This is a genomic window from Streptomyces triculaminicus, from assembly GCF_017349075.1.
Classification (GTDB): Bacteria; Actinomycetota; Actinomycetes; order Streptomycetales; family Streptomycetaceae; genus Streptomyces; species Streptomyces triculaminicus.
This window is the reverse complement of sequence record NZ_JAFMOF010000001.1, coordinates 1,017,813-1,031,211: the sequence shown is the minus strand read 5'-3', so window position 1 is coordinate 1,031,211 and position 13,399 is coordinate 1,017,813. Positions and strand designations below refer to the sequence as shown.

Genomic DNA, 13,399 nt, shown 5'->3' with positions numbered 1-13,399 from the left:
CGCCGACTGCGAGGGACTCGCGTTTGCGCAGCTCACGCGAGACGGGGTGCATAGTTCACGATCGTCACCCACACAGGTCGTCTCTCGCGGAAACGACGCGGGCGTACCGCACGGGCTCCGACCATCGTTACCGTGTGTGTCAGGCCGCTTACGCTACGGAGGCGTGCATGAGTCATGACCCCGAACTCACGGAGGACTGGGAGTACACGCTCCAAGTCCCCTCCGATCCCATGGCGCCGTGCATCGCACGACGCACGCTCCGCACCATCCTCGAGGAACACGGCTTCCTCGAGCTCGCCGACACCGCCGAGCTCCTCACCTCCGAGCTCGTCACCAACGCCTACCGCTACTCCGACGGCCCCGCCTCGGTACGCGTCAAGCGCGAAGGCGACCGCGTACGGGTCGCCGTATGGGACACCAACCCCCGGCTCCCCGCACTCGACGGCGTCGCCCTGCCCGACGCCACCGAAGCCGCCGAACGCGGCCGCGGCCTCGGAATCGTCCAGTGGTGCGCCGACAGCTGGGGCGGCTTCGCCCTGCGCGACCAGCCCCAGGGGCTGGTCGGCAAGCTCATCTGGTTCGAACTCGGAGCGGGCGCCGGATGACGCCCCCGGCGGCTAGAGCCGCTCGGGCGTACGAATGCCCAGCAGCGCCATGCCCCGGTGGAGCGTACGAGCCGTGAGGTCGCACAGGAACAGGCGGTTCTCCACGACCTCGGCCGGGTTCTCCTCGCTCAGCACCTGGCACTGGTCGTAGAACGACGTGTAGAGCGAGGCCAGCTGGTACAGATACCCGGCCAGCTTGTGCGGCGCGTACTCCCCGGCCGCCTCCGCCACCGTCGCCGCGAACTGGTCCAGGTGCAGACCCAGCGCCCGCTCGGCCGGGGCCAGCGCCAGCTCCGGGTGCGCCACCGGACCGGCCGTCCCCGCCTTGCGCAGGATCGACTGGATACGGGCGAACGCGTACTGCAGGTAGACCGAGGTGTCGCCGTTGAGGGACACCATCTGGTCCAGGTCGAACTTGTAGTCACGGGCCGCCGACGTCGACAGGTCCGCGTACTTCACCGCGCCGATGCCCACCTGGGCGGCACGATCGGCGATCTCCTCCTCGGTCAGGTCCCGGGCCTTCTCCCGCACCACGGCCGCCGCCCGCTCGATCGCCTCGTCGAGCAGGTCCACCAGCCGGACCGTCTCGCCCTCACGCGTCTTGAACGGCTTGCCGTCCTTGCCCAGCACCGTGCCGAAGCCCAGCTGCACGGCCTTGACGTCATCCGTCAGCCAGCCCGCCCGGCGCGCGGTCTCGAAGACCATCTTGAAGTGCAGCGACTGCCGGGTGTCCACCACGTACAGCAGCGTGTCGGCCTTCAGGTTGAAGACACGGTCACGGATCGCGGACAGGTCCGTCGCCGCGTAGCCGAAACCACCGTCGGACTTCTGCACGATCAGCGGGACCGGGTTGCCCTCCGGACCCTTCACATCGTCGAAGAACACGCACAGCGCACCCTCGGAACGCACCGCGACACCCGACTCCTCGAGCATCCGGCAGGTCTCGGCCAGCATGTCGTTGTAGCCCGACTCGCCGACGATGTCCTCGTCGCGGATCTCCACGTCCAGCTTGTCGAAGACCGAGTAGAAGTAGATCTTCGACTCGTCGACGAACTTCTGCCACAGCGCGATCGTCTCCGCGTCGCCCGCCTGCAGATCCACCACCCGGCGCCGGGCCCGCGTCTTGAACTCCTCGTCCGAGTCGAAGAGCGCGCGCGAGGCCTTGTACAGCCGGTTCAGGCTCGACATGGCCTCCTCACCGGACACGCCGCCCTTGTGGTCCAGCTCGTGCGGGTGCTCGATCAGGTACTGGATGAGCATGCCGAACTGGGTGCCCCAGTCGCCGATGTGGTGACGGCTGATCACCTTCTCGCCCGTGAACTCCAGAAGCCGGACGACCGAATTACCGATCACCGTGTTCCGCAGGTGACCGACGTGCATCTCCTTGGCCACGTTCGGCTGCGCCCAGTCGATCACCGTGGCACCCGGGTGCTCCTTGAACGGCACGCCCAGCCGCTCGTCCGCCGCACGCGCGGCCAGCGTCTCGGTGATCGCCCTGTCGGACACCGAGATGTTGAGGAAGCCGGGCCCGGAGACCTCGATCTCCCGCATCAGCTCGCCCTCACCGACCGGCAGCCCCTCGACGACCTTCGCCGCCAGCTCGCGCGGATTGCCCTTCAGCTTCTTCGCCAGCGCCAGCATGCCGTTGGCCTGGAAGTCCGCCCGGTCGCTTCGTCGCAGCAGCGGATCGGCGGCACCGGCCTCCGGCAGGGCAGCCGAGAGAGCGTCCGCGATGCGCTGGTGGAGCGTGGAAGCGAGGGAAGGAACCGAAGCCATGGGATGGGAGCCATTCCGGTAGGCGGCATTTTCGACCCCCCGAGTATCCCATGCATGTACCACAACCCCGCCGGGAATTCCCTCGCGCCCGGGCAACCCAGGGAGCACCCTGACCGTCTGGGACAATGGTCATGCCAGGACCGTAAGGAAGGAAGTGCCGTGGCTCAGGCTCAGAGCACCGAGGCCGACTGGGTCTCCCGTTTCGCCGACGAGGTCATCGCCGAAGGTGAGCGCCGTGCCCCCGGCAAAACCATCGTCGTCGCCTCCGGCCTGTCCCCCTCCGGCCCGATTCACCTCGGCAACCTCCGCGAGGTCATGACCCCGCACCTGGTCGCCGACGAGATCCGCCGCCGCGGCCACGAGGTCCGCCACGTCCTGTCCTGGGACGACTACGACCGCTACCGCAAGGTGCCGGCCGGCGTCGAGGGCATCGACGAGTCCTGGGCCCAGCACATCGGCAAGCCCCTGACCTCCGTCCCCGCCCCCGCCGGGTCCGCGTACGCCAACTGGGCCGAGCACTTCAAGGCCGCGATGGTCGACGCCCTCGCCGAGCTCGGCATCGAGTACGACCCCATCAGCCAGACCGAGCAGTACACCACCGGTGTCTACCGCGAGCAGATCCTGCACGCCATCAAGCACCGCGGCGACATCGACGCGATCCTCGACCAGTACCGGACGAAGGACAAGGCCACCGGCCAGCCGAAGAAGCCCCAGCAGAAGCAGCAGCAGAAGCCCGTCGACGAGGCCGAACTCGAGGCCGCCGAGGGCTCCGGCGCCGCCGCCGAGGACGACGGCAGCTCCGGCGCGGGCTACTTCCCGTACAAGCCCTACTGCGGCGTCTGCGAGCGCGACCTCACCACGGTCACCTCCTACGACGACGACACCACCGCACTCGCCTACACCTGCGTCTGCGGCCACGCCGAGACCGTGCTGCTCAGCGAGTTCAACCGCGGCAAGCTCGTCTGGAAGGTCGACTGGCCCATGCGCTGGGCCTACGAGGGCGTCATCTTCGAGCCCTCCGGCGTCGACCACTCCTCGCCCGGCTCCTCCTTCGTCGTCGGCGGCCAGATCGTCCGTAAGGTCTTCGGCGGCGAGCAGCCCATCGGCCCCATGTACGCCTTCGTCGGCATCAGCGGCATGGCCAAGATGTCCTCCTCCAAGGGCGGCGTCCCCACCCCCGGCGACGCGCTGAAGATCATGGAAGCGCCCCTGCTGCGCTGGCTCTACGCCCGCCGCAAGCCCAACCAGTCCTTCAAGATCGCCTTCGACCAGGAGATCCAGCGGCTCTACGACGAGTGGGACAAGCTCGAGGCCAAGGTCGCCGACGGTACCGTCCTGCCCGCCGACGCCGCGGCCCACAGCCGCGCCGCCCGCACCGCCGCCGGCGAGCTCCCGCGCACCCCGCGCCCGCTGCCGTACCGCACGCTCGCCTCCGTCGTCGACATCACCGCCGGCCACGACGAGCAGACCCTGCGCATCCTCAGCGACCTCGACCCGGCCAACCCGGTCACGTCCCTCGACGAGACCCGGCCCCGCCTGGACCGCGCCCAGCACTGGATCCTCACCCAGGTCCCGGCCGAGAACCGCACCATCGTCCGCGCCACCCCCGACGCCGAACTCCTCGGCTCGCTCGACGACGAGGGCCGCGCCTCCCTGCGCCTCCTCCTCGAGGGCCTGGACGAGCACTGGTCCCTCGACGGGCTCACCACCCTGCTCTACGGCATCCCCAAGGTCCTGGCCGGGCTCGAGCCCCACGCCAAGCCCACCCCGGAGCTCAAGGCCGCCCAGCGCGCCTTCTTCGTGCTCCTCTACCAGCTGCTGGTCAGCCGGGACACCGGCCCGCGCCTGCCCACGCTGCTGCTGGCCGTCGGCGCCGACCGCGTCCGCGAGCTCGTCACGGCGCCGTAAGCGCCCCACGGCACGCGCCCACGCGAAAAGGGCCGCCGCCCGGTGAACATCACCGGGCGGCGGCCCCTTTTTCCGTACCCTTCGCGACTACTTCTTGTTGGCGTCGCCCACCGAGGTCACGACCTCCTTGGCCGCGTCCTGCGCGCCCTTCTTCATGTCGTCCGTGCTCGGCGACTTCGCACCCTCGTAGCCCGCACCGCTGTACTTCACGGTGATCACCACATTCTTGGTCCGCGCGACGACGGTCGCGTTCTTGAAGTCGTTGTCGCCCTTCTTCGAATCCGCGGTCACCACGTTCGCCTCGTCACCGATGCCCGAGGCCTTCTCCGTCTTCGCGTCCTTCGCGCCGTCCGCCGTGGCCGCCACCGTCGTCTGCTTCGCCACGAAATCACCCGCACGCTTCTCGCCCGTACCCAGCGTCGGGTCCGAGACGAACCGCTTCAGCGAAACGGTCATCGTGCGGAACTGCATGTCCTTGACGTCCTCGTCGTCGAGACCGCTCCAGATGCAGCTCGCCGCGTCATTGGTGTCCGTCGCGGGAAGGGCCTTGCCCTCCTTCTTCTCCGCCTTCGGCACCAGCTTGTCGACCGTCTTCTCCGAGACCGTCTTGCAGACCTCCGGCAGCTTGGCGAAAGCCGCCGCCTGCATCGTCGGAGAGGTGTTCGGCGCGGCCGACTGCGTGGGCTTGCCCGATTCCTTCTTCGCCCCCGAATCGTCGTCCGAGGAGCAGCCGGTGGCGACGAGCATCACCGGTACTGCGGCGCAGGCGAGGATTCGGGCGAGTCGCGGGGCTGTACGTCGGTGCATGGGTCCTTCGCTCATTCGGTCAGAGGTGACGGGGGCGCCTGACGGTGCCTACCGGCACGGTACGCGGCCCGCGCCCGGCCTGGGCCGAAGCGGGCCCTGTCGAGGGGGCTAATTGCCGAAGTGCCCCGCATCCAGCTCCCGGGCCAGGCCCTGGGCCTTGCCCTGCAGATCCTGGCTCGCGGGCACATGCTGCTTGTCCGTCGTCCACTGGTCGTACGCGATCGTCACCAGCACGTTCGACGACCGGAAGACCACCGTCACATCCCGGTGCACGCCCGAGCTCGTCGTCGCCAGCACATCGTTGACGAACGCGTCGTCCCCCAGATCGTCCAGCACCCGCGGCGCCAGCCGCGGATCCGCCGACATCGACGGATTCGCCGACGACGGCGCCACCGACGCGTCCGCCAGCTGCGGGCCCGGACCCGGATCGCTCGAACCCGCGCTCCTGCTCGCCCCCGGCGAGGGCGAGGCGGACGCCTTCGGGGAGGGGGACGACTTCGCCGAGGGGGCGGCCGAAGGGATGCGCGCCGCCGTCGCCTGGCGCTCGTACAGCTGCTGCGCCCGCGCCTCGTCGCTCACGCCCGGCTGGTACGACACCACGCGCTCGAAGTCGACCGTCAGGTGCCGGGTGCCGTTGGGCGTCTCCAGCTTCCATCGGCAGCCGACCCGGCGGTCGGTGTCATAGGTGATCGCGGCCGTCCCGCGCAGGAGCTTCTCCGCCTCCTGCTCGTCGCCCTCGCCCGCGCCGGGCAGCATCCGCCGCACCGTCTCCGGGCTCACATAGCCGCACGGCTCCGGCAGGCTGTGGTACTTCCCGGGCGGTCCCGCGGGCACCGCCGAGCCCGCCTGTCCGGCCTTCGCGTCGATGCCCTTGCCGCCGGCCCCGCCGCCCCCGCCGCACCCGGCGAGCGCGGCCGACATCACCGCCGCGGCCAGTGCGGCTACCGGTGCGTACGCCCTCCGCTGCACTGTCCGTGGCTCCCTTCGCCCGAATATTTGGTTGCCGCCGTTGACCGGCGACCGGAAACAATGTCTACCGCACGCGCCGCCGAGTCTGCCGTCCCAGTGTCCTGGACGAGCACTTACGTCCGGCTTTTGCGCTTTGTAGACTTTTCGGGGGAATGAGGAAGTTATGTCGTACACCGAGGTACCCGGAGCCCGCGTACCGATCCGCATGTGGGCGGATCCCGACACGGTCGAGCCCGTGGCCATGCAGCAGCTGCGGAACGTCTCCACCCTGCCCTGGATCCAGGGCCTCGCCGTGATGCCCGACGTCCACTTCGGCAAGGGCGCCACGGTCGGCTCGGTGATCGCCATGCGCGGCGCGGTCTGCCCGGCGGCGGTCGGCGTCGACATCGGCTGCGGCATGTCCGCGGTGAAGACCTCGCTGACGGCCAACGACCTGCCGGGCGATCTCTCGCGACTGCGGTCGAAGATCGAGGAGGCGATTCCGGTCGGCTTCTCGATGCACGACGACCCGGTGGACCCGCGCCGGCTGCACGGACTGCCGACGGCCGGGTGGGACGACTTCTGGGGGCGGTTCGACGGGGTCGCGGAAGCGGTCAAATTCCGTCAGAGTCGGGCGCTGAAGCAGATGGGATCGCTCGGCGGAGGAAACCACTTCATCGAGTTCTGTCTCGATGAGTCGGGTTCGGTCTGGCTGATGCTCCACTCCGGCTCCCGGAACATCGGCAAGGAGCTCGCCGAGTACCACATCGGCGAGGCGCGCAAGCTCTCGCACAACCAGAACCTGGTCGACCGCGACCTGGCCGTCTTCATCGCGGACACCCCGCAGATGGCCGCCTATCGGCACGACCTGTTCTGGGCGCAGGAGTACGCGCGCCACAACCGCGAGATCATGATGGCGATCTTCAAGGACGTCGTCCGCAAGGAGTTCAAGAAGGCCAAGCCCATGTTCGAGGAGGTCATCTCCTGCCACCACAACTACGTGGCCGAGGAGACCTACGAGGGCGTGGACCTGCTGGTCACCCGCAAGGGCGCGATCCGCGCGGGCGGCGGCGAGTACGGCATCATCCCGGGCTCGATGGGCACCGGCTCGTACATCGTGCGCGGTCTGGGCAACGCGGACTCGTTCAACTCCGCCTCGCACGGCGCCGGCCGCCGGATGAGCCGCAACCAGGCGAAGAAGCGGTTCTCCGAGCGGGACCTGGCGGAGCAGACGCAGGGCGTCGAGTGCCGCAAGGACCGTGGCGTGGTCGACGAGATCCCGGCCGCCTACAAGCCGATCGAGCAGGTCATGGAGCAGCAGCGGGACCTCGTCGAGGTCGTGGCGAAGCTCAAGCAGATCGTCTGCGTGAAGGGCTGAGGCCCGGGCGGATCCGCCCGGGCCCGTGCCCCGCCTACGCCTGCTGCTCGCGGTCCTCGGCGTACCAGCGGAGCTCGACCGTGTTGCCGTCCGGGTCGAGGACGTAGAGGGACTCGGCGGTGCCGCGGGCGCCGAAGCGGGGGCCGGGGCCGTCGACGACGGTGAAGGTGCCGGCGGCGACGACCTCCTGCCAGTCCAGGGGGGCGACGGTCAGGCAGATGTGGTCGACGTTGGACTCGCCGCGCTCGCGGGCCACCAGGTCGATGATCGTGGTGGGGCTGACGCGGACCGAGGGGAAGGAGACCTTGCCCGCGCGCCATTCGTCCACGCGGACCGGCTCCAGGCCGAGCGGGCCGGTGTAGAAGGCCAGGGCGCGCTCGACGTCGGAGACGTTGAGGACGAGGTGGTCGAAGGCGATGACGCGCATGGGGCTCCCCCTGTTTCGTACGGGCCGCCCCGCTGCCGGGGCGGCTGTGCGTACGACGGTAGCGCTCCATGATCAACTGCGCATCGGTCGCGGGTCCTGCGACCTCGGTCCCGGCCGGGTCAGCCCTCGCGGTGGACCTTGTAGTTGGAGGCCTGGGCGCGGGGGCGGACGACGAGCAGGTCGACGTTGACGTGCGGGGGGCGGGAGACGGCCCAGGTGATGGTCTCGGCGATGTCGTCGGCGGTGAGGGGGTCGGCCACGCCGGCGTAGACGGCGTCGGCCTTGTCCTGGTCGCCGCGGTAGCGGGTGAGGGCGAATCCCTCGGTGCGGACCATGCCGGGGGCGATCTCGATGACGCGTACGGGCTGGCCGCACAGTTCCAGGCGGAGGGTCTCGGCGAGGACGTGGGCGCCGTGCTTGGCGGCGACGTAGCCGCCGCCGCCCTCGTAGGTGGCGAGGCCGGCGGTGGAGGACAGGACGACGAGGGTGCCCTCGGCCTTGACGAGGCGGGGGAGGAGGGCCTGGGTCACGTTGAGGGTGCCCAGGACGTTGACGTCGTACATGGTGCGCCAGTCGGCGGGGTCGGCGGTGGCGACGGTCTCGGTGCCGATGGCGCCGCCGGCGTTGTTGACCAGGACGTCGATGGGGCCGTATTCGTCGAGGAAGACGGCGAAGGTCATGACGGCGGCGCGGTCGGTGACGTCGAGGGCGTAGGCGACGGCCTGGTGGCCGGCGGCGGTGAGTTCCTCGGTGAGGGCGTGGAGGCGGTCCTCGCGGCGGGCGGTGAGGACGACGCGGTAGCCGGCGGCGGCCAGGTGGCGGGCGGTGGCGGCGCCGATGCCGCTGCTCGCGCCGGTGATGACGGCGGTGGGGGCTGCGGTGCGGGTGCGCATGGGTGGGCCTCCTGGGGCTGGCGTGGTCTGTGCGCAGCATAGGCCGGGAGGCGTCCGGGGTCAGCGGCCGCGCGGCGCGTACATGATCACCGCCACGCCGGCCAGACAGATCAGGGCGCCGGCGATGTCGTAGCGGTCGGGGCGGAAGCCGTCGGCGGCCATGCCCCAGGCGAGGGAGCCGGCGACGAAGACGCCGCCGTACGCGGCGAGGATCCGGCCGAAGTGCGCGTCCGGCTGGAGGGTGGCGACGAAGCCGTAGGCACCCAGGGCGATGATGCCGGCGCCGGCCCAGGTCCATCCGCGGTGCTCGCGGACGCCCTGCCAGACGAGCCAGGCGCCGCCGATCTCGAGGAGGGCGGCGAGGAGGAAGAGGGTGGTGGAGCGGGCGATCGGCATGGGGGAAGGTTAGGGCGTGTCCGCCCCGGGCCCCTCGCCGCCCTTGGGGTGGTTCGGGGTGGTTTCTACGGCCAGACCAGGCAGTACGGCTGGTGTCCCGCCTCGTGCAGGCGGTGGGAGAAGTCCTGCCATTCGTGCAGCAGCCGGTAGACCGAGAAGGCGTCGCGGGGGCCGCCGCGGTCGGGGACCGTGGACCAGATGAACGCCGCCGCGCCCACCGATTCCTCGCCAATACCGCGCAGCGGGTCGACCACGGTCATGGGGAGCTTGACCACGGCGTAGTCGGGGTGGAGAACCACCAGTTCGAGCGGGGGGACCTTGTGCAGGGGTATGCCCTCGATGCCGGTGAGGACCATGGCGGCCACCGTCTCCGGCTTGATCTTGGTGAACATGCCGCCCATGCCCAGCTCGTCGCCGCCGAGCTCCTCGGGGCGCATGGAGATGGGAACCCGGGCCGCGGTCGCGCCGTTGGGGGCCCCGAAGTACTTGTAGGTCACCCCCACTCGGCCACTCCTGCTTCCCGTGCTGTGCTCGATGTGCTCCTGGTGGTGCTCTTCGCGGCGGTGCCGGCCCCGCTGGGCGCGCTGGGCTCGCTCGGGCCCCAGGTCATCGGTGCCCTCGCCCAGTCCGCCACCGCGATGCATATCTCCACCCGACCGCTTTTTTACGCAGCACAGCCCCCGCCGCGCAACCAGATCATCGTCTCAGAGACCTCCCCCGTGGGCGCCGTGCGAAACGCCCGGACGCGACCGGCCGGGACGCTCTGAGACCATGGCTAGCGTGAGCTACCCATACAGTGCCCCAGTCTCGCAGACGCTCTTCGACCGTGCGGCGGTCGTGACGCCCGGTGGCGTGAACTCTCCGGTCCGGGCGTTCCGCGCCGTGGGCGGTACGCCCCGGTTCATGGTTTCCGGCACCGGTCCGTACCTGACGGACGCGGATGGCCGGGAATATGTGGACCTCGTGTGTTCATGGGGGCCGATGATTCTCGGCCATTCCCACCCCGAGGTGATCGCCGCGGTGCAGGAGGCCGTCGCGCGCGGCACCTCCTTCGGTACGCCCGGTGAGGGCGAGGTGGCGCTGGCCGAGGAGATCGTCGCCCGGATCGAGCCGGTCGAGCAGGTGCGTCTGGTGTCCTCGGGCACCGAGGCGACGATGTCGGCGATCCGGCTGGCGCGCGGCTTCACCGGCCGGGCCAAGGTGATCAAGTTCGCGGGCTGCTACCACGGTCACGTGGACGCGCTGCTGGCCGCGGCCGGCTCCGGGCTGGCCACGTTCGGCCTGCCGGACACGCCGGGTGTCACGGGCGCGCAGGCCGGGGACACCATCGTGCTGCCGTACAACGACCTGGAGGCGGTGCACGCCGCCTTCCACGCCCACCCGGGTGAGATCGCCTGCGTGATCACCGAGGCGTCGCCGGGCAACATGGGCGTCGTCCCGCCGCTGCCGGGCTTCAACGCGGGGCTGCGGGACGCCTGCGCCAAGAACGGCGCGCTGTTCATCTCCGACGAGGTGATGACGGGTTTCCGTACGTCGAAGGCGGGCTGGTACGGCATCGACGGCGTCAAGCCGGACCTGATGACGTTCGGCAAGGTCATGGGCGGCGGTTTCCCGGCGGCGGCGTTCGGCGGCCGGGAGGACGTGATGGCCCACCTGGCCCCGGCGGGCCCGGTCTACCAGGCCGGCACGCTCTCGGGTAACCCGGTGGCGACCGCGGCGGGCCTGGCGCAGCTGCGGCTGCTGGACGACGCGGCGTACGAGCGGGTGGACGCGGTGTCCGCCGAGATCAGCGGGCTGGTGGGCGAGGCGCTGACCAAGCAGGGCGTGGCCCACCGTCTGCAGACGGCGAGCAACATGTTCTCGGTGTTCTTCACCAACCGTGAGGTGCGGAACTACGACGAGGCGAAGGCGCAGGAGTCGTTCCGCTTCAACGCCTTCTTCCACTCGATGCTGTCGCAGGGCGTGTACCTGCCGCCGTCGGCGTTCGAGTCGTGGTTCGTCTCGACGGCGCACGACGCGGCGGCGGTGGAGCGGATCGCGGCGGCGCTGCCGGCGGCGGCGCGCGCGGCGGCCGAGGCGACCGAGGAGGGGAAGTAAGTGAGCACGGAGAAGAAGCGGGACGACATCACCGTCGTCCACCTGATGCGTCACGGCGAGGTGCACAACCCGGACGGCGTGCTGTACGGGCGGCGGTCGGGCTATCACCTGTCGGACCTGGGCCGGCGGATGGCGGACCGGGTGGCGGAGCACCTGGCGGACCGGGACGTGACGTACGTCGTGGCCTCCCCGCTGGAGCGGGCGCAGGAGACGGCGATGCCGGTCGCCAAGGCGCACGGGCTGGACCTGGCGACGGACGAGCGGCTGATCGAGGCGGCGAACGTCTTCGAGGGCAAGACCTTCGGGGTGGGCGACGGGGCGCTGCGCAAGCCGGCGAACTGGAAGCACCTGACGAACCCCTTCCGCCCGTCGTGGGGGGAGCCGTACGTCGAGCAGGTGGTGCGGATGATGGGCGCGCTGGACGCGGCGAAGGACGCGGCGCGCGGTCATGAGGCCGTGCTGGTGAGTCATCAGCTGCCGATCTGGATCGTGCGCAGCTTCGTGGAGAAGCGCCGGCTGTGGCACGACCCGCGCAGGCGGCAGTGCACGCTGGCGAGCCTGACGACGTTCACCTACCGGGGGGACAGGATCGTTTCGGTGGGCTACAGCGAGCCCGCGCGTGATCTGGTCCCGGCGCATCTGCTGGCGGGTGCCAAGCCGGTGAAGGGCGGCGCGAAGGCCTTCGGCGCCTAGGGCGTGTCCGATGCGCGGGGGTGTGCGCCCTGGCGCTCGGTCAGGTCCGCACTGCGATACCCCCCTAAAGGCGAGTAAAAGAGCGCAACCGTCGTAGCTCGGCGCGCCCTCATACCCAATGTCCATTTATATGGACGACATATGGTATTGGGGCGCATCGATCTGGACGGAGACGACATGCGCGACATCAGCCGACGAGGTCTCCTCGAACTGGGGGTGGGGGCGGCCGCCGCGCTGGGCACGGTCGCGGGGTGTTCTTCGGGCTCGGGCCCGGCCGGCGGGCCGGGCCCGAAGCAGGTGGATCCCGCCGCCAAGCCGGCCGCCAAGGCCCGGCTCCTGGGCGACGGCTCCACGGCCGACGCGGGCAAGCAGCCCCACCAGCCCCCCAAGCCGGAGCCGCTGGAGCCCGGTCAGAAGCCCCCGCAGTTCGTGATCTTCTCCTGGGACGGGGCGGGCGAGGTCGGCAACGGCCTCTTCCCCCGCTTCCTGAAGCTGGCCCGGGAACACGACGCGAAGATGACGTTCTTCCTCTCCGGCATCTACCTTCTTCCCGAGTCCAAGAAGGAGGTCTACGAGCCGCCGAACAACCCTGTGGGCGCGTCCGACATCGGCTACCTGACCGACGGGCACATCAGGACCACGCTCACCTGCCTGCGCCAGGCCTGGCTCGAGGGCCACGAGGTCGGCACGCACTTCAACGGGCATTTCTGCTCCGGCAGCGGATCGGTCGCCCACTGGACGCCCGCGGACTGGGAATCCGAGATCGAGCAGGCCGTCTCCTTCGTCACCCGCTGGCGGACCCACACCGGATTCACCGACCTCGAGCCGCTGCCCTTCGACTACCGCAAGGAACTCGTCGGCGCCCGCACCCCCTGCCTGCTCGGCCAGGACAATCTCCTGCCGACCGCCGCGAAACTCGGCTGGCGCTACGACGCGAGTTCCGCCGGCGGCCAGCAGGTGTGGCCGGGGAAGAAACACGGGATCTGGGACCTTCCGCTGCAGCAGATGCCCTTCCCGGGTCACTCTTTCGAAGTCCTCTCGATGGACTACAACATCCTCGCCAACCAGTCGAAGAACACGACGCGGGGAGCCTCGTACAACTACCCCGCCTGGCGAAAGCAGGCCACCGAGGCGTACATCGCCGGCTTCGACCGGGCCTACGAGACGAACCGGGCGCCGTTCTTCGTGGGAAACCACTTCGAGGAATGGAACGGCGGGATTTACATGGACGCCGTGGAGGAGGCGTTCAAATACATGGCCGACGACAAGCGGCGTGACGTCCGCGTGGTGTCCTTCCGGCAATTCGTCGACTGGCTCGATGTGCAGAGCCCGGCGGTGCTGAAGAAGCTGCGCCGGCTCGACGTGGGCGAGAAATGGAGCGCCAAGGCCGACTGAGAACGGCGGGCCGCCGCAGGCCGGGCGGTGGAGGGGGCCGAAGCGGACCGAGGGGGGTGCGGAAGATCCCCAAACC

General features: G+C 70.0%; 13 protein-coding genes. 6 read left to right on the top strand and 7 right to left on the bottom strand.

Annotated elements, in window-relative coordinates:
* The first annotated feature begins 167 nt into the window (after positions 1 to 167).
* Positions 168 to 605: an ATP-binding protein gene (locus J1792_RS04785; RefSeq protein ID WP_086567562.1), complete on the top strand. Its 438-nt coding sequence runs from the start codon at positions 168 to 170 to the stop codon at positions 603 to 605.
* A 12-nt stretch (positions 606 to 617) separates the two neighbouring features.
* Here the strand turns inward: J1792_RS04785 and argS are convergent, their stop codons facing one another.
* Complete coding sequence (gene argS, locus J1792_RS04780) at positions 618 to 2,381, bottom strand: arginine--tRNA ligase (RefSeq protein ID WP_086567564.1); 1,764 nt, start codon at positions 2,379 to 2,381, stop codon at positions 618 to 620.
* 159 nt (positions 2,382 to 2,540) lie between these two features.
* Here argS and lysS point away from each other — a divergent pair, with 159 nt between their 5' ends.
* A complete protein-coding gene (lysS, locus tag J1792_RS04775; RefSeq protein WP_086567565.1) occupies positions 2,541 to 4,289 on the top strand; it encodes a lysine--tRNA ligase in 1,749 nt (582 codons plus the stop codon).
* 87 nt (positions 4,290 to 4,376) lie between these two features.
* Here lysS and J1792_RS04770 read toward each other — a convergent pair whose 3' ends face one another.
* Positions 4,377 to 5,096 (bottom strand): hypothetical protein, encoded by a 720-nt coding sequence (locus J1792_RS04770; RefSeq protein WP_086567567.1) that lies wholly within the window; start codon positions 5,094 to 5,096, stop codon positions 4,377 to 4,379.
* 108 nt (positions 5,097 to 5,204) lie between these two features.
* Positions 5,205 to 6,065: a hypothetical protein gene (locus J1792_RS04765; protein WP_207246702.1), complete on the bottom strand. Its 861-nt coding sequence runs from the start codon at positions 6,063 to 6,065 to the stop codon at positions 5,205 to 5,207.
* Between the two features lie 163 nt (positions 6,066 to 6,228).
* Here J1792_RS04765 and J1792_RS04760 point away from each other — a divergent pair, with 163 nt between their 5' ends.
* On the top strand, positions 6,229 to 7,422 hold the full coding sequence (locus J1792_RS04760; RefSeq protein ID WP_086567571.1) for an RtcB family protein: 1,194 nt from the start codon (positions 6,229 to 6,231) through the stop codon (positions 7,420 to 7,422).
* Between the two features lie 34 nt (positions 7,423 to 7,456).
* Here the strand turns inward: J1792_RS04760 and J1792_RS04755 are convergent, their stop codons facing one another.
* The 4 genes from J1792_RS04755 to J1792_RS04740 all read right to left on the bottom strand — a co-directional run bounded on the left by J1792_RS04755 (position 7,457) and on the right by J1792_RS04740 (position 9,782).
* Positions 7,457 to 7,849: a VOC family protein gene (locus tag J1792_RS04755; protein ID WP_086567572.1), complete on the bottom strand. Its 393-nt coding sequence runs from the start codon at positions 7,847 to 7,849 to the stop codon at positions 7,457 to 7,459.
* 119 nt (positions 7,850 to 7,968) lie between these two features.
* The gene (locus tag J1792_RS04750; protein WP_086567574.1) at positions 7,969 to 8,742 is read right to left on the bottom strand and encodes an SDR family NAD(P)-dependent oxidoreductase; all 774 of its coding nucleotides are present in this window, start codon (positions 8,740 to 8,742) and stop codon (positions 7,969 to 7,971) included.
* A gap of 60 nt (positions 8,743 to 8,802) precedes the next feature.
* On the bottom strand, positions 8,803 to 9,138 hold the full coding sequence (locus J1792_RS04745; protein ID WP_086567575.1) for a YnfA family protein: 336 nt from the start codon (positions 9,136 to 9,138) through the stop codon (positions 8,803 to 8,805).
* Between the two features lie 65 nt (positions 9,139 to 9,203).
* Positions 9,204 to 9,782 carry a hypothetical protein gene (locus J1792_RS04740; RefSeq protein WP_086567577.1) on the bottom strand — a complete coding sequence of 193 codons (579 nt, stop codon included), beginning with the start codon at positions 9,780 to 9,782 and terminating at the stop codon, positions 9,204 to 9,206.
* A 127-nt stretch (positions 9,783 to 9,909) separates the two neighbouring features.
* On the opposite strand from J1792_RS04740, the gene hemL reads away from it, so the two are divergent.
* The 3 genes from hemL to J1792_RS04725 all read left to right on the top strand — a co-directional run bounded on the left by hemL (position 9,910) and on the right by J1792_RS04725 (position 13,323).
* Positions 9,910 to 11,235 (top strand): glutamate-1-semialdehyde 2,1-aminomutase, encoded by a 1,326-nt coding sequence (gene hemL, locus J1792_RS04735; RefSeq protein ID WP_086567578.1) that lies wholly within the window; start codon positions 9,910 to 9,912, stop codon positions 11,233 to 11,235.
* Between the two features lie 45 nt (positions 11,236 to 11,280).
* Complete coding sequence (locus tag J1792_RS04730; RefSeq protein ID WP_086567608.1) at positions 11,281 to 11,928, top strand: histidine phosphatase family protein; 648 nt, start codon at positions 11,281 to 11,283, stop codon at positions 11,926 to 11,928.
* A gap of 177 nt (positions 11,929 to 12,105) precedes the next feature.
* Positions 12,106 to 13,323, top strand: coding sequence for a polysaccharide deacetylase family protein (locus J1792_RS04725; RefSeq protein WP_086567610.1), 1,218 nt, complete (start codon positions 12,106 to 12,108; stop codon positions 13,321 to 13,323).
* The last annotated feature ends 76 nt before the right edge of the window (positions 13,324 to 13,399 follow it).

Bases quoted from the DNA above. Each gene is read 5' to 3' on its own strand.
- J1792_RS04785 (WP_086567562.1), top strand. From the start codon at position 168: ATGAGTCATGACCCCGAACTCACGGAGGACTGGGAGTACACGCTCCAA.
- argS (WP_086567564.1), bottom strand. From the start codon at position 2,381: ATGGCTTCGGTTCCTTCCCTCGCTTCCACGCTCCACCAGCGCATCGCG.
- J1792_RS04770 (WP_086567567.1), bottom strand. From the start codon at position 5,096: ATGCACCGACGTACAGCCCCGCGACTCGCCCGAATCCTCGCCTGCGCC.
- J1792_RS04760 (WP_086567571.1), top strand. From the start codon at position 6,229: ATGTCGTACACCGAGGTACCCGGAGCCCGCGTACCGATCCGCATGTGG.
- J1792_RS04755 (WP_086567572.1), bottom strand. From the start codon at position 7,849: ATGCGCGTCATCGCCTTCGACCACCTCGTCCTCAACGTCTCCGACGTC.
- J1792_RS04750 (WP_086567574.1), bottom strand. From the start codon at position 8,742: ATGCGCACCCGCACCGCAGCCCCCACCGCCGTCATCACCGGCGCGAGC.
- J1792_RS04745 (WP_086567575.1), bottom strand. From the start codon at position 9,138: ATGCCGATCGCCCGCTCCACCACCCTCTTCCTCCTCGCCGCCCTCCTC.
- J1792_RS04740 (WP_086567577.1), bottom strand. From the start codon at position 9,782: ATGCATCGCGGTGGCGGACTGGGCGAGGGCACCGATGACCTGGGGCCC.
- hemL (WP_086567578.1), top strand. From the start codon at position 9,910: ATGGCTAGCGTGAGCTACCCATACAGTGCCCCAGTCTCGCAGACGCTC.
- J1792_RS04730 (WP_086567608.1), top strand. From the start codon at position 11,281: ATGCGTCACGGCGAGGTGCACAACCCGGACGGCGTGCTGTACGGGCGG.
- J1792_RS04725 (WP_086567610.1), top strand. From the start codon at position 12,106: ATGCGCGACATCAGCCGACGAGGTCTCCTCGAACTGGGGGTGGGGGCG.